This is a genomic window from Desulfovibrio sp., assembly GCF_014803725.1.
Classification (GTDB): Bacteria; Desulfobacterota; Desulfovibrionia; order Desulfovibrionales; family Desulfovibrionaceae; genus Desulfovibrio.
This window is the reverse complement of record NZ_JAAVBE010000017.1, coordinates 14,763-36,420: the sequence shown is the minus strand read 5'-3', so window position 1 is coordinate 36,420 and position 21,658 is coordinate 14,763. Positions and strand designations below refer to the sequence as shown.

The window sequence follows — 21,658 nt, the reverse complement described above, 5'->3', positions numbered from 1 at the left end:
TCCCGCCGCCCTCCTTTCTGACTGGCTCCACCCTTTCCGAACCCACCTGCGCGAGGTTTGCATGCGTACCAAAGTTTTCCTGCCTCTTCTTCTGGCGCTGCTCTTTGTGGCCGCGCCCCTCTGTGCCCACGCCGCGGGCGGCAAGGCAGCCGCCAAGGCCGTGACCACCGCCGACGGCACCGTGACCATCACCTTCGCCATCGGCGACCCCGAAGACTCCGAAATGGGCATGCTCGGGCTGGCCTTCAAGAACTATGTGACCCGGGCCAGCAAGGGCAAGATCAATATCAAGCTCTCCTACAGCGGCGGCCTCGACGCGGACGAGACCTTCCAGTTCCACCGCGTGCAGACGGGCAAGCTCGGCATGATGCTGGGCGGCGTGGGCAACCTCGCGCCCATGGTGCGCGGCCTCGGCGTGGTGACGCTGCCCTATCTCTTCCCCAACGAGGAGGCCGTGGTGCGCGGCACCACGGGCAAGGCGGCGGAGCTGCTCAACAGTTATGCGGAAAAGGCCGGCCTGCGCATCCTCGCCTGGACCTATTACGGCTACCGCTACCTCTCCAACAGCAAACGCGCCATCGCGAGCCCGGACGACATGCAGGGCCTGCGCATCCGCGTGCCGCAGAGCCTCGTGATGATCAAGACCTACCGCGCCTTCGGGGCCATCCCCATGCCCGTGGCGTGGCCCATGACGCGCAACGCCCTCAAGAACGGCCTCGTGGACGGCCAGTGCTATGACTACAGCGGCTTCAGGGCCATGAAGTTCCACGATGCCGGCCAGAAATACATCACCGAGCTCCACTATCTCTACAATCTCCAGCCGCTCGTCATCGGCGCCGGCGTTTTTGACGCCCTCTCCGAGGCCGACCGCAAGATCCTTGTGGAGGCCGGCCAGCATGTGCAGGAGCTTTCGCTCCAGTACCAGAAGGAAATGAACGCCATGGCCAAGACGGCGCTCAAGGCCGAGGGCGTGAAGATCACCACCGTGGAGGACGAGAGCGCCTGGCGCGACCTCGCCCTGCGCGAGGTCTGGCCCGAAACCGCCGAGAGCGTGGGCGGCCGCGAGGCCATCAACGCCTATCTCGAAGCCTGCGGCCTGCCCCTCTGGGAGCCGGCGCAGGACAAGGCGGAGAAGGCGGAAAAGCAGCCGGAAAAGAAGTAGCTGCACGCATTGACGTGAGTGCTTGGAAGCCGAAGGGGGTGCCCTTCGGCTTCTTGGTCTCTATGGGGAGCAGGAAAGGCGATGATGCTGACGCAGGAAGAAGCGCGGATACTGGGTCTTGAAGGCTGCTCGCAAGAGCAACTTCTGTATATCCAAGAGCGATTGGATACGTGGCCCTTCATTGAAATATCTGATCGTGATAGGCCAGATATGAATAAACTCCTCCCCTGTATTCAAGATAAAGAGCCATTTTTCCAAAACGACGAGGTAAGAGTCCTTTTTTTACAGCTCCTGCGTCAGATGCGACTCGTATATAAAGTTGTAACTGAAAAGAAGATGAAGGAAGGGAAAAAGAAGGAGGCATCTCAGACAGACGTTCATGATACCCTCACACAGCTGCATAAGCCTGGGAGGGAAGATTATTGGTTGTTACCAAAATTTGAAAATAGGCTGAATCATTGGAAGAATCTTAAAATTCCTCTATATAGTAATGATTATAAAGCTACTGAGAGTAATAGAGAAATTAATGAAAAGTTTAACCCCGAGGGAAATAACTCTGCACTAAAAAAAATATTTGAAAATTATAAAGACTATATTACGGGTGAACAGCTTCAGGATGTTCCCTTCATTCAGTCACAACCAGAGGATATCCCTATGCCAGATGTGACTCACTCCACCTATTCTCTCCCCAAGAATATCATTCTCTATGGCTCCCCGGGCACGGGCAAAACCTACAGGACGGTCCAGTACGCGGTCGCCATCGTTGAAAACAAGCCCTTGGCAGAAATCGAGACCGAAGAATATGGCGATGTTGTACGCCGATACCGCGAGTATAAGGACAAGGGGCGCATCTGCTTTATCACTTTTCATCAGTCCTATGAATATGAAGAGTTCATAGAGGGCTTGCGCCCGCGGCTGGCCGATGAAGACGGGGCCAATGAAGGCGAGCTCTCCTATGAGATCCACGAGGGTGTTTTCAAGGCCTTTTGCCGTGACGCCGAAACTGTGCCTGTGACAGAACAGGCGCAGGGGCTGGAGCTGGCCCCCAACCCCACTGTCTGGAAAATATCACTGGAGCGGACAGGGGACAATCCCACGCGCAGGGAATGCCTGGATAATGGGCATATCCGCATCGGCTGGGATGGCTATGGGCCGAACCTTTCTGAGCAGACCGAGTATAAGGACGGCGGCAGGGCCGCCCTTGATGCCTTCTATAACCGGATGCAGCCCGGGGATATTGTCCTTTCCTGTTATTCCCACAAGGTCGTGGACGCTGTGGGCGTCGTGACGGGCGAGCCGGAATGGCATGACGAATATGGAAGTTACAAGCGCTTGCGCAAGGTTCGGTGGCTCGCGAAGGATATTCGGGAGAACATCTATCACCGTAACGGCGACAAGGTGCTCACGCTTTCCACGCTTTACAAGCTGTCCATCCCTGTGGCCGAGATACTGGCGATGATCGGCATGGGTGAACCCGCTGGACAGCCCGCGCATCAGGAGCAGCAAAACTTCGTCTTCATCATTGACGAGATCAACCGGGGCAACATGGCAAAAATCTTTGGCGAGCTCATGACGCTCATTGAAGAAAGCAAGCGCCTGGGCGCAAAAGAGGAAAAGCGCGTCCACCTGCCCTATAGCGGCGACTCTTTCGGCGTGCCGGGCAATGTGTATATCATCGGTACCATGAATACGGCGGACCGGTCCATTGCGCTCATGGATGCGGCCTTGCGGCGGCGTTTCAGCTTCGTTGAAATCCCCCCCGAGCCAAAGCTCCTGGAGGGAACGATGGTCGAAGGTATCCACATCGACAGGCTGCTCGACCTGTTCAACCGCCGTATCGAGGCCTTGCTGGACCGGGACCATGTGCTCGGGCACGCGGCCTTTCTCGGCCTGAAGGAAAATGCAGACATGGCCGCGCTGGCGGCGATTATGAAAAACGCCGTACTGCCCCTGCTGCAGGAGTATTTTTACAACGATTATGAAAAGATCCGGCTCGTGCTGGGCGACAACCAAAAAACGCAATCGGACGACGTGAAATTCATAGATGAGCTCGAGGAGGGCGTGGAGCTTTTCGGCCCGCACGCCGATGCGGACGGCACGCGCTACAGCATTGATCTTAAAGCCTTTGAAAATCCTGTGGCGTACAGGTATCTGGGCCTCGACAACGGCGCAGGCGAAGACGCCGCACCGGCCGATGAGCACTAAACACGCGACGCCAATTGCCATCTGCGAGCATGAGGGCCTGACCTGCGCAAAGCAGGTGCCGGGATATGCCACGCTGCCGGAACCGGCTTTCAGCGCGCTTAAGGCCTTCATCCTCTCGCCCGGGGCGCAGGGCGTGGCCGACGGCCTTGAGGTGATGGGGCTTTCATCGCGCCGCGGTGTCGGCGAGATTCTCACCGCCCGCAACCATGTGGGCCTCATCCGCCTTGATGACGGCACGGTCATTGAGATCCTGCCAAAGATCGCGGGCCTTTCACCTGATAATGCGGGGCGTGACGCGGCCAGAAAAATCTTCCTCAAGATGCTGCGGGTTGTGGAAGATCCACCCTGCAAGCGGTTTTCCTTTTCGCGTCTGGCGGCGGCGCACTGCGACCTGCTGGAGATTTTTATCGGCATGTTCCTCGACGAGGCGGCGAGGCTCGTGGCCCAGGGGCTGCGCTCCGCCTATCGGAGCGTTGAAAGGAATGAGCGGATGTACAAGGGCAAACTCCTGCATGCGCAGCATCTTCGTCACAACCTCGTCCGCAGGGATCGCTTCTTCCTGCGGCATGACGAGTTCACTGCGGACAGGCCGGAAAACCGCCTGATCAAGACTACCCTTGCGCGTTTGCGCACCCTGAGCCGCACCGCGCGCAACCGCAGGCGGGCCATTCAGTTGCTGGGCGCCCTTGATGGGGTGCACCTTTCCTCGGCCGTGGAAAAGGATTTTGCCGCCTGCCGGGATGACCGCACCATGGCGGCGTATTCCCGCCTGCTGCCCTGGTGCCGCGTCTTTTTGCAGCGCAAGGCCCTAACGCCCTTTGCCGGGCCGAATGTGGCGCTCTCCCTGCTGTTCCCCATGGAAAAACTGTTTGAAAGCCATATCGCCGCGCTGGCGCGAAAGCATTGCGGAAACCGCATGAAGGTGCGCCTTCAGGACAGCCACCACAGCCTTTTTGAAGACGCGGGCCGGCGCCTGGGGGCGCTGCGGCCCGACATCGTCCTCTCCGACGCCGCAGGCGGCGAGACAATCCTTGTGCTGGATACAAAGTGGAAAATCGTTGAGCCCGGTGCCCCCAACTTCGGTGTCGCCCAGGCGGACCTGTACCAGATGTATGCCTATGGGAAAAAATATGCGGCGAAAAGAGTGGTCCTGCTCTATCCCCAGGCCGGGGATATGAGGATCGACCCGCATGCGGGCTTTGCTGTGGCCCGCAGTTTCTGTTCCGGGGACGGTGTGACGCTCGATGTTGTTTTTCTTGACCTCAAGCATCCGCAGGCCGGCATCCCGGCCCTGTTGGCTTCCCTGCAATCTGCGCACTTTCCGGCTGCGGCTGGCCGCTGAGCGCCTCTGAAAGCACTTCCGCAAGCGCGGTGTCGCCGCGGCTGTAGGCGTCGCGGCGGGCGGCCTTGAGGCGGGCCCGGTTGGCGGCGATGCGGGCAGGATCAGTCGGCGGGGCTAGCCCAGCGGCAATGGCGGCCGCGTCCTTTGCAAATTCCGCAAGCTCGCCTTGCGGCTGCGTGAGCGCCTGCAAACGGGCCGCCAGCTCCGGCGCGGGGAAGAAGCGCAAGCCCTGCATGCCGGCGGCAAGCGCCTCGCGAGGGCGCCCCTCGGCTTCGCGCAGCTCCATGAGCCTGAGCCAGCCGGCGCGCCATAGCGGTTCGCGTGTAAGCGCTTCCGCAACGGCGTCGCCGTCCGCCCGCGCTGTTGCGGCGGAAAGCTCCTGCGCGGGGCCTTCCGGGAGCTCCAGCCAGCAGGAGAGACCGGCGTCGAGCCGCATGGCATAGCCGTCCAGGCGCCCCAGCAGGTGCAGGTCTGGCTTCAGGTGTTTCCCGTGGCGGCGCATGAGGAGTTCGCCATTGGCCGTGTCGTGCACGAAGCGGCCCGGCGTGGCGCTGGTGTAGTGGATGATGCGGCTCTCCGGCGCCACGGCGAGCTTGCGGCCTTGCGCCATGAGGGTGAGACAGAGGTCCATGTCCTCATAGCCGTTGCGGTAGCCCTCGAAAAAGCCGCCCGCCTCCCGGAAGAGCTGCGCCGGCAGCATGAGTGCCGCGCCGGTGATGGCCTGGAGCGGCCGGGGCCGGTTTATCACAGGATGGTCGCCCGGGAAGAACTCATAGAGATGCCCCACGCGGAAAAAGGGCGAAAACGTAATGCCGCAATGCTGGAGCCGCCCGTCGGGATAGAGCAGGCGCGGGCCAACGGCGCCCACGCGTCCCTTGAAGGCGCCGAGCAGCGGAGGGAGCCAGCCCTCGGTGCACAATGTGTCGTTGTTGAGGAAGAAGAGCATCTCGCCCGTGGCCGCCTGGCCGCCGGCATTGCAGGCGCGGGCGAAGCCCAGGTTTTCCGGCATGCGGAGCAGCCGGAAGCCCGGGCCGAAAAGTTCGCGCCCCAGCGGCGGCAGGGCCTCGGGCGTGGCGTCCGTGGAGCCGTTGTCCACCACAAGCACCTCAAGGTCGGCGCCGGCGCTGTGCGCGGCCAGCGAGCGCAGGCAGGCGGCGGTGAGCTCCACGAGGTTCCAGGCCGGGATGATGACGGAAACGCGCATACCGCCCTCCTTTCAGCGCTGGCCCGCGCGCCACGCCGTCGCGGCGGCCACGAAGCTGGGCGCCCAGCAGGGGACGGCCGGCGCGAAAATGTGGGTATAGGCGCCCCAGGTGCGTCCGCACACAACGCCGTCCCCCGCCTTTTTTCCCTTGGCTGCCGCGGCGCCCGTGCCACTCCCGCGGGAAAGTTCCAGCGCCGGCGCAGGTGCGTCCGCCTCGCGCACACAGCGCGAATAATGGAATTCATGGCCGCGCAGGGAGAGCCCCACGGGAAAGAAAGGATTTGCGGCCCTGACCGTCCCTTCCACATAGCCGAGGCCCTGCGGCCTGGGCGTCCACACGGCGCGCAAGGGGAGCACGCCACCGAGCGGCCAGAACGCGCCGTCCCGCTCCATGCCGCGCGAAAGCAGGATGAGGCCGCCGCACTCCGCATACACGGGCAGCCCCGCCCGGGCGAGCGCGGCTACGCGCGCAAGCTGTGGCGAGCCGGAAAGCTGCGGGAGATAGTCTTCGGGGAAGCCGCCGCCGAGATAGAGGCCGTCCAGCGTGTCCCAAAGACATTCCTTATGTTCCGGCGCCTCCGCCAGCGCCAGCGGCACGAGCTCCGCGCCGGCAGCGGTGAGCGCGGCGAGGTTTTCGGGATAATAGAACCAGAAGGCCGCGTCGCGCACATAGCCGATGCGCGGGCGGATTTTTGGGGATTCCGGGGGGCTTGCTGCGCGGAGGGAGGAGACGGAAATGTGCGGCGGCACGACCGCGTCCTGCGAAGCGGTTTCCCCCCCCCTCTCTTCCTCCACGCCTGGGAGCGGGGGCGCCTCCCGCGCCGCGGCGAGCACCGCGTCCACGTCCACATGCGCGCGCACGAGGCGGGCGAGTTCGTCCAGCAGGGCGTCGGCTTCCGCGCTGAGGCCCTCGCCGGTGCTGGCGATGCCCATGTGCCGTTCGGGGAGCGGATCATGCTCAAGGCGCGGCAGGGCGCCGAGCACGGGGAGCTCGAGATGCACTTCCACCATGCGGCGCAAGGCGCCCTCGTGCCGTGGCGAGCCCACGCGGTTGAAGACCACCCCGCAAAAGAGCAAGCCGGGCTCGAAACCTATAAGGCCGGACAACAACGCGACCGCGGTGCGCGTCATCTTGGCGGCATTGAGGCAGAGCAGCAGCGGGCAGTCGAGGATGCGCGCAAGCCGCGCCGTGGAGCAGGTGCCGGCGGTATCCAGCCCGTCATAGAGGCCGCGGTTGCCCTCGATGAGGCCCAAACGGGGGGCGCCGGCGGGCGCGGCCGCAATGCCCGTGCCTTCCATACTTCGCGCGAAAAGCCGGACGAGCTCCGGCGCGTCGAGAAAGAAGGGGTCGAGATTGGTGGCCGTCGTGCCTTCCGCACCTCCGGCCGCCCGGCCGAGCCAGGCGGCGTCGATATAATCCGGCCCCTTCTTGAAAGGCTTGACGGAAAGCCCCGCCTCGCAAAAGGCCCGCGCGAGCCCGAGGCAGAGGAGGGTCTTGCCGCCGCCGCCGGACGCGGCGCTCACGCAGAGGCGCGGGAAGCGCGTGGGCGCGGCGCGTTTGGGCGGCGTGGCATCCATGCGGTCGCCTTGCCTAATGCTTGAAAGACCGCTGGCCGGTGAAGACCATGGCCACCTGCGGGACGGCCTCGTTGCAGGCCATGATCACCTCGGCGTCGCGCAGGGAGCCGCCGGGCTGGGCGATGGCCGTGACGCCCTGGGCAATGGCCACATCCACGCCGTCGCGGAAGGGGAAGAAGCCGTCGGACACGAGGCGCGAGCCGGGGAGGCCCCCGCGCGACTCGCGGGTGCGCGTGCGGATGTCAGTGAGCTTTTCCTCAAGGGCCGGGTCGGCCGCGGCCTTCTGCTCAAGCTCGTAGAGCGAGAGCCCGCATTCGCGGAAGGCGAGGCTGTCCGCATACTTGGTCATGGCCTTGTGGATGGTGAGCTCCACGCAGCCCACGCGGTCCTGCTCGCCGGTGCCGATGGCGACGGTCGCGCCGTCGCGGGCGAAGATGACCGAATTGGAGGTCACGCCCGCCTCCACGGCCCAGGCGAAGCGCAGGTCCGAAAGCTCCTTGCGGTCGGGCGCGCGCGCCACGACCTCCACGCCGTCCTTGGTGCGCGCCGTGGCCGGCAGGAAGTCCGCGTCGGTCAGGATGCGGTTCTGAAAGGATTTCTGGACGATGATGCCGCCGTCGGCAAGGCTCTTGATGTCGAGCCAGGCGGAGCCCGTGAGCTCCTCGAGGCGGCCGAGGCCCGGCAGCTCCATGATGCGCAGGTTCTTGCGGCCCTTGAGGATGTCCACCGTCCCCTCCTCGAAGGCCGGCGCGGCCACCACCTCAAAGTAGCTCGCCGCGATGGTCTCGGCGGCCGCCCTGGTGAGCGCCCGGTTGACCACCACCGCGCCGCCGAAAGCCGCAATGCGGTCACTCCAGTAGGCGCGGGTGACGGCCTCGGCCACGCCGCCCTCGGCCTCGGCCACCCAGGCCGCGCCGCAAGGGTTGTTGTGCTTGAGGATGACCGCGGCCGGGCGCTCGGTGAGGTATTGCAGGATGTTGGCGCCGTTGTCCACGTCCGTGAGGTTGGTCTTGCCGGGATGCTTGCCGGCCTGGATCATCTGCGCCTCGTCCATGCGCGAGACGATGCCGTGCTTTGGTCCCCGCCAGGCAAGGCCGCCGAGCGTGGGGCAGCCTTCCTTCAGGGCGTAGAGGGCCGCCGGCTGGTCCGGGTTTTCGCCGTAGCGCAGGCCCTTTTCCTCGTTATCGAGGGTCCAGGTGCGCTTTTCATAGACCAGGCGCTCGTCGCCGAGGAGGATGGTCATGGTGTCCGGGAAGGCATCCTTGCGGATGGTGGAATACATGGCTTTGAGGTCGGGCATCGTGCGTCTCCGTGCGCTGGGCGCGGCGCGGGAAGGGGCCGCGCGGGAAGGCGCCACCATAGCATGAAAGCCGGCCGGACGCCAGCCGGCGCGTTGACGCGCCCCGCGCGAACCACTACAAGAAGGCGGAAGGAAGGCCACACAAGGGGGAGGTGCCCGGCGCATGGAAAAACTACTGCTCAAGCTCGCGCGGCAGCTGGACGCCCTGGACGAAGCCTCGCTCATGTCGCTCTGGAGCAAGTACGCCACCCTGACGAGCCGTTTCGAGCCCACGAAGCGCTGGGAGGAGGGGGCGCTCGTTTTTTCGCTCATCCAGGCCAAACGCTGGAAAAACCAGCTCTTCAACTATTGCTGGCGCGAGCAGCGCCGGCCGCCCGAGGAACGGGGGGGGGAGCGCGGCCAGGCCCGTGGGGGACAGCCCGGGGCGGCGCCCGCCTCGGCGACGGAAGGCCCCGCGTCCGCGGACTTCGTGCTCGAGCGGGACGAAACGCCCGCGGCCCCGCCCTGCCGCGTGCTGAGCTTCCGCCCGCTCAGGGAGGACAAGGGCGCCGAAGGCCCCAAGGACCGCTGAGCCCCGGGTCTGCACAGGGCGAGCAATGCAGTTTGCCTGGTTTTGCATTGGCGCTCTGCCTGTGCCGCTTGGTTAATGCCGAAATTATCCGTCAAAAACAGCCTCTTCGCTGCTTGCTGCGTCAGAAAAAAATTTCCTCGGTCGAGTACTTAAGTACACTCCCGTCGGAAATTTTTGTCTTCCTTGCAAGCACCGAAGAATCTTATTTTTTAGGATTCTTCCGCCACCCGCACCCGTCTTCCGCTTCGCTCCAGACGGAATGAAGGAAGGGCGGACAACATCACTGCAGTACATCTCTCCCCAAGCGCCCCGCACGGCCCGCGCACTGTTGCTGAAGCGGGCAAAATCCGCTAGGCTGCCCGGGACAGGTTGTGGGTTCCCCCTTGCAAGAATGGACGGCGCCGCGCCGTCGCCAACCCCGCACGGGCCTCGCCATGCAAACGTCTTTCACGCGCCGCCAGGGCGCCCCCAATACCATGCTCATCGTGGATGACGACGAGCTGAACCGCGACATCCTCTCCATGATCTTCGAGGCGGAGCACGCCATCCTCCAGGCGGAGAACGGCCAACAGGGCCTCGACCTGCTCGCCGAGCACGAGGCCGAGGTCTGCGCCATCCTCCTCGACGTGATGATGCCGGTCATGGACGGCATGGCCATGCTCGAGCGCCTGGCCGAACGGCACGTCCCCGAGCGCATCCCGGTCTTCCTCATCACCGGCGAGAGCGACAGCGAGGTCATCAAGCAGGCGTACGACCTCGGGGTCATGGATGTCATCTCCAAGCCCATCACGCCGCCCATCGTGCTCCGGCGCGTCAATTCGGTCATGGAGCTCTTCGCCGCGCGCAACCACCTCGCCGACGTGGTGGCCGAGCAGACCGAGGAACTGCGCGAGCAGAACCAGCAGCTCCAGAACCTCAACATGGGCATGATCGAGGCCCTTGCCACGGCCACCGAGTTCCGCAGCGGGGAGTCCGGCGAGCATGTGCGCCGCATCCACGACATCACGCGGCTCCTGCTCGAGCAGACCCCTCTGCGCGAGCAGTTCTCCAAGGAGGAGATCCGCCAGATCGCGCTGGCGGCCATCCTGCACGACGTGGGCAAGATCTCCGTGCCGGACGCCATCCTCAACAAGCCCGCCAGGCTCACGCCCGAAGAGTTCGCCACCATGCAGCGGCACACGGTGAGCGGCGACGAGATGCTGACCCAGATCCCGCAGCTCAAGGGCCTGCCCTTTTACGATTACGCCAGGCTCATCGCCCGCCACCATCACGAGCGCTGGGACGGCAAGGGCTATCCCGACGGCCTCGCCGGGGACGACATCCCCATCTACGCGCAGATCGTGGGCGTGGCCGACGTGTACGACGCCCTGGTGAGCCAGCGCGTCTACAAGCCGCCCTTCGAGCACCTGGACGCGGTGGACATGATCGTCAACGGCCGCTGCGGGGCCTTCAACCCCGTGCTCATGGAATATTTCCGCGACATCGCGCCCGCCATCCGCGACCTGTATGCGCGCGGCGCCCATACGCACACCCAGACTCAGACAAGGTGAACTTTCATGGATGCGACTCGCAAGGAACGGCTCAAGGCCGCGGGGATCAATGTGGACGGCGCCCTCGAGCGCTTCATGGGCAATGCCGGCATGCTCGAGCGCTATTTCGGCCGCTTTCTCGAAGAAAAGAGCTATGCGGCCCTGGCCGCGGCAGTGGCCGCTGACGACGCGGCTGCCGCCGCCGCCGCCGTGCACACGCTCAAGAGCGTCTGCGGCAGTATCGGCTGCGACCGCATGCAGGAGCTGGCCCTCGCCCAGGAGGCGAAGATGCGCGCGGGCGACTGGCCCGGCGCCAAGGCCATGATGCCCGAGCTTCAGGAAGAATACGACCGCGTGTGCGCCGTGCTCCGGGGCTGAACTTGACGCATAGCCATCCCCGGGCCTCCGCGCCCCTGCGCAAGTGGCTTCTGCCCTTCCTCTATTGCGTCACCGTGGCCTATATGGCCTTTACCGCCCTTGCGCTGCACCGTTTGGGCGCCATCACCGACCTCCTCTACCAGTATCCCTTCATCGTTTCGGGCGAGGCCACGCAACTGCGCACGCGCCTTGGCGAGCTCAGCCGTTCGCTCCCGCTCTTCGTGGGGCGCCCGGGCGTGGGCGAGGCCGAGGTCAATTCCTTCCTTGCCGGGCAGGCGCGCGTGGGCGACGAGGCCATCGCGCGCATCCGTGACAAGTTCCGCGGCAACGAGAGCCAGCTCACCGCGCTTGTGGACGCGCTTGCGGAATTGCGCCACGTGCGCCGCGACTTCGTTGCCGCCAATGTGGGCAGGGACGACAGCGAGGAAGTGGAGCGCGACTATGCCCGCATCGTGCTGCCGCGCTTCCGCACGGTGGACACCATCCTCCGGGAGATCACGGCCGGCGCGGAGGCGCGCGCCCTGGCCCTCGTGGAGGACATGAACCGCATCCGCAATGCTGCTGTTCTCGTGACCTTCGTGGTGGGCGTGATGATCCTCTTGCTCATCATGTACACCCACCGCCTCGAAAGCGCGCGCATGGCCGAGGTGGCCTACCAGGAGCGGCTCTTCCGGCTGCTCGGCGAGAATATCGACGAGGTCTTCCTCATTGCGGACGGCGCGGGCGCCCTCGACTATGTGAGCGTCAACAGCGGGCGCATCCTCGGCATCCCGGCTGCGGAATTGCGCGAGGAGCCCGAACGGCTCTACGGCCTCTTCGACGCGCCCGTGGCCGAGTGGCTCAAGGGGCTGGTGCTCCAGTTCCACAGCCGCCACCCCTCGGAGCGCGACGTCACCCTCTACCCCGGCGAAGAGTCGGACATGGAGCTGAGGCTCCCCTCGGGCGGCCGCTTCTTCAAGGTGCGCGTCTATCCCATCTGGGTGGGCGACTGCTTCCAGCGCACCATCCTCGTGCTCAACGACCAGACCGAGGCCATCAGGAGCCAGCAGGCGCTCAACGACGCGCTCCAGAACGCGCGCACGGCCAATTCCGCCAAGAGCAGCTTCCTCTCGCACATGAGCCACGAGATCCGCACGCCCATGAACGCCATCATCGGCATGACCACCATCGCGCTCAGCCATATGAACAACCCTGCGCGCGTGGAGGATTGCCTCGGCAAGATCGCGCTTTCGTCCCGGCACCTTTTGGGCCTGATCAACGACGTGCTCGACATGGCCAAGATCGAGGAAGGCAAGCTCTCCATCAACCGCGAGCCCTTCGACCTCAAGGAGTCCCTGCAATCGCTCGCCACCCTCGTCATGCCGCAGGTGGAGGCGCGCGGCCTCAATTTCGACATCCTCGTGCATGACGAGGTGGCCGAACACCTGGTGGGCGACGCGCTCAGGCTCAACCAGATCCTCCTCAACCTGCTGTCCAATTCCATCAAGTTCACGCCGGCCGGGGGCACCGTGGCGCTCACGGTGCGCGAGGTCATGGCCCGCGACGCCACGGTGCGCCTGCAGTTCATCGTTCGCGACACGGGCATCGGCATGAACAGCGAGGCGCTCGAGCACCTGTACCGGCCCTTCGAGCAGGCCTCGGCGAGCACCGCAGCCAGGTTCGGCGGCACGGGCCTCGGCATGGCCATCACCCAGAACCTCATCACCCTGCTCGGGGGCACCATCCAGGTGGAGAGCGAGGAGGGCAAGGGCACGGAATTCACCGTGGAACTGCCCTTCCGCGTGGCGGAGGGCGGCGGCGAGGCCGAGCGCTGCGAGCTCGGGCCCTTGCGGGTGCTGGTGGTGGACGACGACCAGGGCACCTGCGAGCACGCCGACCTTCTGCTCGACAAGATGGGCATGACCGTGAGCTGGACGCTCAACGGCAAGGACGCCCTGCGCGTGCTCCACGAGGCGCATGGCAGGGGCGAGGACTTCGACATCTGCGTCATCGACTGGAAGATGCCCGAGATGGACGGCAAGGAGCTCGCGCGCCGCATCCGCGCGGAGATCGGTGCCTCGCACATCATCCTCATCCTCGCTTCGGCCTACGATTACAGCGTCATCGAGGAGGAAGCCCGCGCCGTGGGCGTGGACGCCTTCATCCCCAAGCCCTTCTTCGCCTCGAGCCTCTACAATACCCTGTGCACGGTGACGCGCCGAGCGGCGGCGCGCGAGGGGACGCAGGCAGGTGAGGCGCAGGCGGCAGCCGAAGGCGCGGGGGACAGCGCCGCCGCGGAGCATGCGCCCGCCCCGCAGCCGCCCGCGGAGAAGGGCGGCGTGGGCCGCTTCGATTTCAGCGATTGCCGCCTGCTGCTGGCCGAAGACAACGAGTTCAACCAGGAGATCGCCTGCGAATTTCTCGACATGGTGGGCGCCACGGTGGACGTGGCCGCCAACGGCCGCGAGGCCGTGGAGAAGTTTCAGGCTTCTGCGCCGGGCACCTATGCCTGCATCCTCATGGATGTGCAGATGCCGGAGATGGACGGCCACGAGGCCACCCGGGCCATTCGCGCGCTGGAGAGGCCCGACGCGCAGACTGTCCCCATCCTCGCCATGACGGCCAACGCCTTTGACGATGATGTCACCGCGGCGCTCGCCGCCGGCATGGACGGCCACCTCGCCAAGCCGCTGGACGTGCAGGCCATGTATCGCCTCATGGAAGAAAAGATTCGCGGCGGCAGGGGGTCGGCCCCGGAGACGGCGGCATGACCGGCCCGGAAGACGAGGGTGGCGCCCTCCCCGGGGTGCTGCTCGCCTATGTGACCGTGCCGGATGCGGCGGGCGACGGCGAGGCGGCTTTTGCGCTGGCCAGGCTCCTGGTGGAGCGCGGGCTTGCCGCGGGCGTCAATGTGGTGGACGGGGCGCGCTCGGTCTACCGCTGGCAGGGCGAGGTCCGCGAGGCGCGGGAGCGCATCCTGTTCGCGCAGGTGGGGGCGCCGGCCTTTGCGGCCTTTTGCGCGGCGGTCACGGCGGCGCATCCGCACGCCGTCCCCTGCGTGCTCGGGCTTGCGGTGGCGACCGGGCATGCGCCCTTCGTGCGCTGGGTAGGCGAGAACAGCACGGCGCCAGCGTCCTAATCCTTTTTGGAGGAGTTGGTAAATATTCCTTAAATCCGTCTGAAGCGAAGCGGAAGACGGGTGCTGGTGCCGGAAGAATCCTAAAAAATAAGATTTTTCGAGGCGGGCAAGGAAGATGAAAATTTTCGACAGGAGTGTACTTAAGTACTCGACCGAGAAAATTTTTCTCTGACGCAGCCAGCCTCGAAAAGGCTGTTTTTGACTGATAATTTCGGCATTACCCAGTCCGCACGGACACGGCACCAACACAAAAGATAACAAGCTTCCCCGAATTTCTGCGCACTCCGCGCAAAGCACGGCCCCGGCGGCACTGACAACCGCCCAACACATCAGCGAGGCATCCATGTCCATCTACGTTTCCGGCTCCCTGGCCTTTGACCGCATCATGACCTTTCCCGGCAACTTTCAGGACCACATCCTCCTGGACAAGCTGCACATGCTCAATGTGAGCTTCATGGTGGACCGCATGGAGGAGCGCAACGGCGGCTGCGCCGGCAATATCGCCTATTCGCTGGCGCTGCTCGGCGAGAAGCCGGTCATCGTGTCCTCGGCCGGGCGCGATTTTGACGCCTATGCCGCGCGCCTTCGTGAGCTCGGCCTGCCGCTGGACGGCATCCGCCGCGACCCGGCCGTATTCACGGCGCTCTGCTACATCACCACGGACATGAACAGCAACCAGATCACGGGCTTCTATCCCGGCGCCATGAACGTGCCCTCCGACTACAGCTTCCCTGACCTGGACGCGGAAAAGGACATCGCCATCATCTCGCCCGGCAATGTGGAGGACATGTGCCGCCTGCCCGCCTTTTTCCGCGAGCACGGCGTGCCCTATATCTTCGACCCGGGCCAGCAGCTCCCCGTGCTCTCGGGCAGCGACCTTAGGGCGGCCATTGAGGGCTCCTTCGCCTGCATCACCAACGACTACGAACTGAACATGATCTGCAAGGCCACGGGCATGAGCGAGGACGAACTGCTCGGACGCACCCTCTGGCTCGTGACCACCCTCGGCGCCGCGGGCTGCCGCGTGCGCGGCGCGGACGGCACGGACGTGCGCGTGGCCTCGGTGCCCGTGGAGCGCGTGGTGGACCCCACAGGCGCGGGCGACGCCCAGCGCGCGGGCCTCATCAAGGGGCTGGCCGCCGGGCTTGCCATACCCGAGGCGGCGCGCCTGGGCTCGGTGAGCGCGAGCTTTGCCATCGAGCGCATGGGCACGCAGGAGCACAACTACACGCCGGCCGAGTTCAGGAGCCGCTATGAGTCGGCCTTCGGCGCGTGGCCGGCGGAGCTTGTGGTGGGCTGGTAGGGACCGGGTTCGGCAGCATCGCTGCTGTCGATGCCCGTAGGGCTCGCTTCGCTCGCCAACGGGCACGGCGCTTCGCGCCGCCAGCCGGTCGTAGCACCCGTCTTCCGCTTCGCTCCAGACGGATTTAAGGAAGGCCCCGACTCCCGTGGGCAAGAACTTTCAGGAGTGGACGAGGCGGTTCTCCAGCTCCGGGTCCACGGCCACCTCGCGCGTGGCGAGGATCTTGTCCATGCGCACCGTGCCGGGCGCGGCGCCGCGCAGGGGGCGCACATGGCGCGCCTCGGCATAGAGGATGCGCGCGCTCGCCGCGTCGCGGCGCCAGCTCTTGCTGGCCGCAAGGCATCCGGCCTGCTGAAGCGTGCGTTCCGGCACCTCCTGCCCGGCATGGGCGCGCCGGATGAGCACGTGTGCGCCAGGGCCGCCCTCGGCGTGCAGCCAGATGTCCCCGGGCGCGGCCTTGCGCAAGAGGGCCTGGTTGCCCCGGGCGTCGCGGCCGCGCAAAAGCAAAAAGCCGTCCTCGCTCACGAAGGCCTGCACCCGTTTGGGCAGCTCGCGCGGGATGATTCGCGCCCCCACAGGAGCGGCGGGGGTGGCAGCCTCCCCGCCAGCGGCAGCGGGGAGCGCCTCGCCCCCCTCGCCAAGCGCCTGCCTGACGCCCGCGGCCTCTTCCAGCAGGGCCGCGCGCCGGGGCTCAAGCATTTCGAGCCCGCGCTTGCCCCGCTTGGCGGCATGGAAGAGCCGCTCCATATTGGCGCGGATGTCATGGCGCGCGTCCAGCCGGATGCGGCGCGGCTCGCCGTCCCCGCTCGTTTCGTCCGGCACTTCCACCCATTCGGCGCGGGCGTCGGCCTGCCAGCGCCAGAGGTTCGCCGAGAGCGCCAGCGCGTCCGCCTGCCGGCTCGTCATGGCCTTGAGCCGCCGCTCCTCCTCGTCGAGTTTTTCGAGCAGCTTGCCCACCTTGCGCAAACGCCGCTGCACGGGCTTCGCGCGCTCCGCCTCCCCGGCCGCGGCAAGTCGCCCCAGCACCAGCGAGGCCGCGGCCCGCTCGGTGAGGGCGAGCACATCCTCCCCGGATTCTTCCACAAGGCCCGCGCGCAGTTCCGGCGGCAGCGGCCATGCGGACGCGGCGCGGACCACATCCGGCGCGCCCGTCTGCGAATACAGGAACACATCCCCGCCGCCGGCGCGCAGATCCTCCATGAGCGCCCATTGGTCGGGTTCTTCCATGTGCGCGAGGCTGCGGCGCAGGGCCGGGGTGAGCACGGGCCAGTCGCGCCAGTGGCCGAGCGCGTCCTGAAGCTGCGCGGGCCCGGGCCATTGCGGCGCGTCCGGCTCGGGCGGCAGGGGGAGGGCGGAGGCGCCCCGTTCGGCGCCCTCCGGCGGCTGGAAGTGGAGGCTCGCGCCCTCGCGCAGGTCGAGCAACAGCCAGAGCGCGAACCCGGCCGGGAGCGCGCCGCCCTCCTTTTCCGCGTTGCCGGCAAGCAAAAGCCAGAGCCGGCGCTGCCAGAATTGCGGGACCAGGGCCGCGATGCGCCGCCCCACCGCATACTTGCGCAGGCGCATGATGGCGGCCGAGGGCGCGGCCCCGGCTGTCAGGCGGGAGGCCGCGAAAAAGCAGAACGGTTCCTTGCGGTCATGGCGCAGGCAGAGCTGGCGTTTTTGCCCATTGCCGTAGAGGCTCAGGACGAGCAGGCCCGGGCCGGCCTCCTGGAGTTTTTCGATGCGGCTCCCCACGAGCAGGGGCTCGGCGGCTTCGCAAAAGCGGCGGAAGAGATGGGCGTCCATGGCGCCAGTCTAGCGCGGCGCGGGCGCGGGAACAAGGCGCGGAGGGGCGCCCGGGGAGGACGCCGGCCCGGAGGCTTTACAGGGGCCGGCGGGACGGCATAGGCTCTGTGCATGCAGTCCGCTCCCGTTTCGACTTCGGCTCCCGCCGTTCCCGTGGCCCTGCTTCGCTGCGCAAGCTATGAGCCGCCCGTGGTGCGCGACGCGGTGTTCCGCGTGCTGGACGCCTCGGGCCTTGCCGTGTCCCCGGGTGCGCGCGTGCTCGTCAAGCCCAATCTGCTCATGGCAAAACCGCTTGCCTGCACGCATCCGCAGGTGGTGGCCGCGGCCTGTGAATGGCTGCTCGGGCGCGGCGCCCGCGTGGCGGTGGCGGATTCGCCTGGCTTTGGCCGCGCCAGCGCCGTGGCCGAGGCCATCGGCCTCACCGCGGCCTTGCGGCCCTTGGGCCTCGCCGTGGCGCCCCGTGACCGGGCCGCGTGCGTGGAACTCCGTCTTCCTGACGGCGGCCGGCTGCCCTTCCGCGTCTCGCGCAGGGCGCTGGAGGCCGACCTTGTGCTCTCCGCGGCCAAGGTCAAGGCGCACAGCCAGATGGAATTGACCCTCGCGGTCAAGAACTGCTTTGGCTGCGTGCCGGGCCTTGGCAAGGCGCTCGTGCATGCGCGCGAGGGGCAGGAGCCGGAGCTCTTTGCCGACGCCATCGCCGCGCTCTGGGCGGCGCTGACGCCGGTGGCGGCGCTGGCCGACGGCGTTACGGCCATGCACGTCACCGGGCCATCCCGCGGCGAGCCCTTCGCCCTCGGGCTCGTGGGCGCGAGCGTGTCGGCCCCTGCGCTGGATACGGCCCTGCGCGAGCTTTTGGGCGCGCCGGTGCCCCCGCTGGAACGGGCCCTGGGGCGCCGGGCTGCCGCGGGAGACGCCGCCGCCAGGCCCGAAGCCGCCTATCCGCTCCTGAGCCCCGGCGAGTGCCGCGTGCAGGGCTTCATCGTGCCCGCCGTGCTCAAGCACACGTCCTTCAGCCCCGGGCGCCTCGTGAAGAGCCTGTGCCGCCGCGCCTGGGCGGCCGTGCGGGGGTAAACCTACTCCTTCCGGGGCTCGCGGGTAAGGTCGTCCTCGCTGGCGCGGGCGTGCTCCACAAAGCGTTCGGCAATGCCCGGCACCTCGCCAAGGCCCACGAGGTTGGCCTCCACCTCGAAGCCCGCGGCCCTGAGCCGCGAGGCCCAGGAGTCTTCCTCCTCCCCGGCAAGGTCGTTGCGGGCATGGTCGCCCGCCACCAGCATCAGCGGCTGGAGCCACACGCGGCGCACCTTGTGCGCGCGAAGCTCGGCCAAAAGCTCGTCAAAGCTGCGGCTGCCCTCCACACTGGCGATAAAGACCAGCGGATCACTCGTCTGGAAGGCCGCGCGCGTGCCCTCCAGCACGAGGTCGGCGCGGCCCTTCTCCTGCCCGTGGCCCATGAGCACCAGCGCGTCGCCCGGCTGGCGCCGCCCGGCCAGCGCGCCGAGCACATCCTTGGCCACGTCCTGCGCGTCGGCGCGCGATTCCAGCAGCGGGCGGCCGAGATAGACGGCCTTGAAGCGGCCGGGATGCTTCGCCACATCCAGCAGCACGGCGCGCGCCAGCGCCGCGAATTCCTCCCCGGCCATCACATGCAGCGACTGCACGCGCACGACCTCCACACCGTCGCGTGCAAGCTGGGCAAGGCCGGCCGCGATGCCGCCCACCGGGCGTCCCTCTTTGGCGAGCTTCTTGCGGATGATCTGCGAGGTATAGGCCCAGACCACCGGCGAGTCCGGCCATGCGGCCCTGAAGGCCTTGTCCGTGGCCTTGAAGGCGGCCTCGGCCTCGGGCACGCTGGTGCCGAAGGCCACGAGCAGGATGCCCTCGCGCGGGGCCGGGTCAGCGGCGCCGGCCGGCGCGGCGAGGCTCAGGCAGAGGAACAGGGCGCCCACAAGGGCTGCGACGGGCGAAAAAACGAAAAGACGGGGCGGGAAGAAACGGGCACAAGACATGGACGGCCTCCAATCGTGCGTTGAAAGGGCGTGAAGGGCCTGCCGGACGCTCCGGCGGCCAGGGCGGGTTTCGGACTTGAGGGATGTGGGGCCCAGGATGCGCCCCGCCATTGCTTCGCCTTCACCGGCCGTCCCCCATGGGGCCGGGCTTTCGCCCGTGTGCCGACTGGCTGTCGCGCCGTCCGGGCCAGCCCCAAGGACGTGGCCGGACGGCGAGGAAGCGCCGTGCCCTCTTACCGCAGCGCGACTGTTTCCGATTTGCACGGAATTCCCCGCAATCCTGCGCCCTTACCTCTTCAGGCCAAAAATGTCAACGCCTTTCCGGCCCGGCGTCGCGAAATTCCTTGCGCTTTTTCGTGCTTTCGTCTATGGTGCCAGTCCCTCGCGGTGCATGCGGGGAAATCCATCGGTTGTTTGGAGGCAAGGCAATTATGGCAGACAAGGAAACCGGGCACGACGAAATCGATTTCGGCGCCGCCCTCGAGGACTACCTCAACCCCGATTTTGGCGATCTTGAAGAAGGCTCCATCACCAAGGGCGAGATCGTCCGCGTCAACGACGACAATGTGCTCGTGGACGTGGGCTTCAAGTCCGAGGGCCAGATCCCCACGGCCGAGTTCCGCGACGCGGCGGGCAATGTGGGCGTCAAGGTGGGCGACAGGGTGGATGTCTATGTGGTCCGCAAGAACGAGCAGGACGGCACCATCACGCTCTCCTTTGAAAAGGCCAAGCGCATGCAGGTCTTCGACCAGCTCGAGGACGTGCAGGAGAACAACAAGGTCATCAAGGGGCATATCGTGCGCCGCATCAAGGGCGGCTACACGGTGAACATCGGGGGCGTTGAGGCCTTCCTGCCCGGTTCCCACGTCGATTTGCGCCCCGTGCCGGACATGGACGCCCTGGTCAACCAGGAGTTCGAGTTCCGCGTGCTCAAGATCAACCGCCGGCGCAGCAATGTCATCGTCTCGCGCCGCGTGCTGCTCGAGGAGGAGCGCGACGCCAAGCGCGCCGAGCTGCTCAAGACCCTCGCCGAGGGCCAGGTGGTCAACGGCAAGGCCAAGAATATCACCGAGTACGGCGTCTTCGTGGACTTGGGCGGCCTCGACGGCCTGCTCCATATCACGGACATGAGCTGGAAGCGCATCCGCCACCCCAAGGAAATGATCACCATGGGCCAGGACCTGACCCTCAAGGTGCTTTCCTTTGACCGCGAGACCAACAAGGTCTCCCTGGGCCTCAAGCAGCTCGTGCCTGACCCGTGGCAGGACATCTCGGCCCGCTTCCCGCAGGGCGCGCGCATCAACGGCAAGGTCACCAACCTTGTGGACTACGGCGCCTTCGTGGAGCTTGAGCCCGGCGTCGAGGGCCTGGTGCACATCTCCGAAATGTCGTGGACGCGCAAGCTCAGGCATCCCTCCCAGATGGTGCACACCGGCGACGAGGTGGAAGTGGTCATCCTCGGCGTGGACGGCGAGAAGAAGCGCATCAGTCTCGGCATGAAGCAGGTCCGGCCCAACCCGTGGGAGCTCGTGGCCGAGCGCTACCCCGAGGGCACCGTGCTTGAGGGCGTCATCAAGAACATCACCGAGTTCGGCATGTTCATCGGCATCGAGGACGGCATCGACGGCCTCATCCATGTGTCCGACATCTCGTGGACCAAGAAGGTGCGCCACCCCAACGAGCTCTACAAGGTGGGCGACGTGGTGCAGGCCAAGGTGCTCGTGGTGGACCAGGGCAACGAGAAGTTCACCCTGGGCATCAAGCAGCTGGCCGACGACCCGTGGGCCCATGTGCCGGACACCTATCCCGTGGGCTGCACCATCAAGGGCACGGTGACCAATATCACCGACTTCGGCCTCTTCGTGGAGGTCGAGGAAGGCATCGAGGGCCTGGTGCACGTGTCCGAGCTCTCGGGCAAGAAGCTCAAGACCCCGGCCGAGGCCTTCAAGGAAGGCCAGGAGATCCAGGCCAAGGTCATCCACGTCAGCGCGGAGGAACGCCGCCTCGGCCTCTCCATCAAGCAGATCAAGGACGAGGAGGAGCGCCGCAAGCCCAAGGAATTCCACGCCGGCCCGCAGGAGAGTGGCCAGAGCCTGGGCGACCTGCTCAAGGCCGCCGCGCAGGAGAACAGCGAGGACTAGCCCCGCTGCGGGAAAAAGGGATACGAGAGGGCAGCC

At 66.1% G+C, this 21,658-nt stretch carries 16 protein-coding genes and 1 riboswitch; of the genes, 11 read left to right on the top strand and 5 right to left on the bottom strand.

Annotation, left to right across the window (positions count from 1 at the left end; genetic code table 11):
• Positions 1–61 precede the first annotated feature (61 nt).
• The 3 genes from HDR50_RS05140 (at position 62) to HDR50_RS05130 (ending at position 4,709) form a co-directional block, all read left to right on the top strand.
• Positions 62–1,162, top strand: a complete 1,101-nt coding sequence (locus tag HDR50_RS05140) for a TRAP transporter substrate-binding protein (RefSeq protein ID WP_291356547.1) — start codon at positions 62–64, stop codon at positions 1,160–1,162.
• Positions 1,163–1,243: 81 nt separating this feature from the next.
• On the top strand, positions 1,244–3,367 hold the full coding sequence (locus HDR50_RS05135) for an AAA family ATPase (RefSeq protein ID WP_291356545.1): 2,124 nt from the start codon (positions 1,244–1,246) through the stop codon (positions 3,365–3,367).
• Positions 3,357–4,709, top strand: a complete 1,353-nt coding sequence (locus tag HDR50_RS05130) for an McrC family protein (RefSeq protein WP_291356543.1) — start codon at positions 3,357–3,359, stop codon at positions 4,707–4,709. The genes HDR50_RS05135 and HDR50_RS05130 overlap by 11 nt, the downstream gene beginning before the upstream one ends.
• On the opposite strand, the gene HDR50_RS05125 is transcribed toward HDR50_RS05130, so the two are convergent.
• Genes HDR50_RS05125 through HDR50_RS05115 form a run of 3 tightly spaced genes read right to left on the bottom strand, consistent with a single transcriptional unit; the run spans position 4,630 to position 8,791 of the window.
• Positions 4,630–5,913 carry a glycosyltransferase family 2 protein gene (locus HDR50_RS05125; protein WP_291356541.1) on the bottom strand — a complete coding sequence of 428 codons (1,284 nt, stop codon included), beginning with the start codon at positions 5,911–5,913 and terminating at the stop codon, positions 4,630–4,632. The genes HDR50_RS05130 and HDR50_RS05125 overlap by 80 nt on opposite strands.
• Positions 5,914–5,925: 12 nt before the next feature.
• Positions 5,926–7,491, bottom strand: coding sequence for a cobyrinate a,c-diamide synthase (locus HDR50_RS05120; RefSeq protein ID WP_291356539.1), 1,566 nt, complete (start codon positions 7,489–7,491; stop codon positions 5,926–5,928).
• 13 nt (positions 7,492–7,504) lie between these two features.
• Positions 7,505–8,791 carry an IMP cyclohydrolase gene (locus tag HDR50_RS05115; RefSeq protein WP_291356537.1) on the bottom strand — a complete coding sequence of 429 codons (1,287 nt, stop codon included), beginning with the start codon at positions 8,789–8,791 and terminating at the stop codon, positions 7,505–7,507.
• Between the two features lie 163 nt (positions 8,792–8,954).
• On the opposite strand from HDR50_RS05115, the gene HDR50_RS05110 reads away from it, so the two are divergent.
• The 6 genes from HDR50_RS05110 (at position 8,955) to HDR50_RS05085 (ending at position 15,690) form a co-directional block, all read left to right on the top strand.
• On the top strand, positions 8,955–9,362 hold the full coding sequence (locus HDR50_RS05110; RefSeq protein WP_291356535.1) for a hypothetical protein: 408 nt from the start codon (positions 8,955–8,957) through the stop codon (positions 9,360–9,362).
• 434 nt (positions 9,363–9,796) lie between these two features.
• Positions 9,797–10,912 carry an HD domain-containing phosphohydrolase gene (locus tag HDR50_RS05105; RefSeq protein WP_291356533.1) on the top strand — a complete coding sequence of 372 codons (1,116 nt, stop codon included), beginning with the start codon at positions 9,797–9,799 and terminating at the stop codon, positions 10,910–10,912.
• A gap of 6 nt (positions 10,913–10,918) precedes the next feature.
• Complete coding sequence (locus tag HDR50_RS05100; protein ID WP_291356531.1) at positions 10,919–11,269, top strand: Hpt domain-containing protein; 351 nt, start codon at positions 10,919–10,921, stop codon at positions 11,267–11,269.
• Between the two features lie 2 nt (positions 11,270–11,271).
• The gene (locus HDR50_RS05095; RefSeq protein WP_291356529.1) at positions 11,272–14,019 is read left to right on the top strand and encodes a response regulator; all 2,748 of its coding nucleotides are present in this window, start codon (positions 11,272–11,274) and stop codon (positions 14,017–14,019) included.
• Complete coding sequence (gene cutA, locus HDR50_RS05090; RefSeq protein WP_291356527.1) at positions 14,016–14,387, top strand: divalent cation tolerance protein CutA; 372 nt, start codon at positions 14,016–14,018, stop codon at positions 14,385–14,387. The genes HDR50_RS05095 and cutA overlap by 4 nt, the downstream gene beginning before the upstream one ends.
• 343 nt (positions 14,388–14,730) lie before the next feature.
• Entirely contained in the window at positions 14,731–15,690 is a 960-nt protein-coding gene (locus HDR50_RS05085; protein WP_291356525.1) for a carbohydrate kinase family protein, read from the top strand.
• A 159-nt stretch (positions 15,691–15,849) separates the two neighbouring features.
• On the opposite strand, the gene HDR50_RS05080 is transcribed toward HDR50_RS05085, so the two are convergent.
• Complete coding sequence (locus HDR50_RS05080; RefSeq protein WP_291356524.1) at positions 15,850–17,475, bottom strand: NFACT RNA binding domain-containing protein; 1,626 nt, start codon at positions 17,473–17,475, stop codon at positions 15,850–15,852.
• A 111-nt stretch (positions 17,476–17,586) separates the two neighbouring features.
• On the opposite strand from HDR50_RS05080, the gene HDR50_RS05075 reads away from it, so the two are divergent.
• The gene (locus HDR50_RS05075) at positions 17,587–18,546 is read left to right on the top strand and encodes a DUF362 domain-containing protein (protein WP_291356523.1); all 960 of its coding nucleotides are present in this window, start codon (positions 17,587–17,589) and stop codon (positions 18,544–18,546) included.
• 2 nt (positions 18,547–18,548) lie between these two features.
• Here HDR50_RS05075 and HDR50_RS05070 read toward each other — a convergent pair whose 3' ends face one another.
• On the bottom strand, positions 18,549–19,481 hold the full coding sequence (locus HDR50_RS05070; protein ID WP_291356522.1) for a sirohydrochlorin cobaltochelatase: 933 nt from the start codon (positions 19,479–19,481) through the stop codon (positions 18,549–18,551).
• 44 nt (positions 19,482–19,525) lie between these two features.
• Positions 19,526–19,786: riboswitch (cobalamin riboswitch) on the bottom strand.
• Positions 19,787–19,912: 126 nt separating this feature from the next.
• Here HDR50_RS05070 and HDR50_RS05065 point away from each other — a divergent pair.
• Entirely contained in the window at positions 19,913–21,622 is a 1,710-nt protein-coding gene (locus HDR50_RS05065) for a 30S ribosomal protein S1 (protein ID WP_165078535.1), read from the top strand.
• Positions 21,623–21,658: the final 36 nt, after the last annotated feature.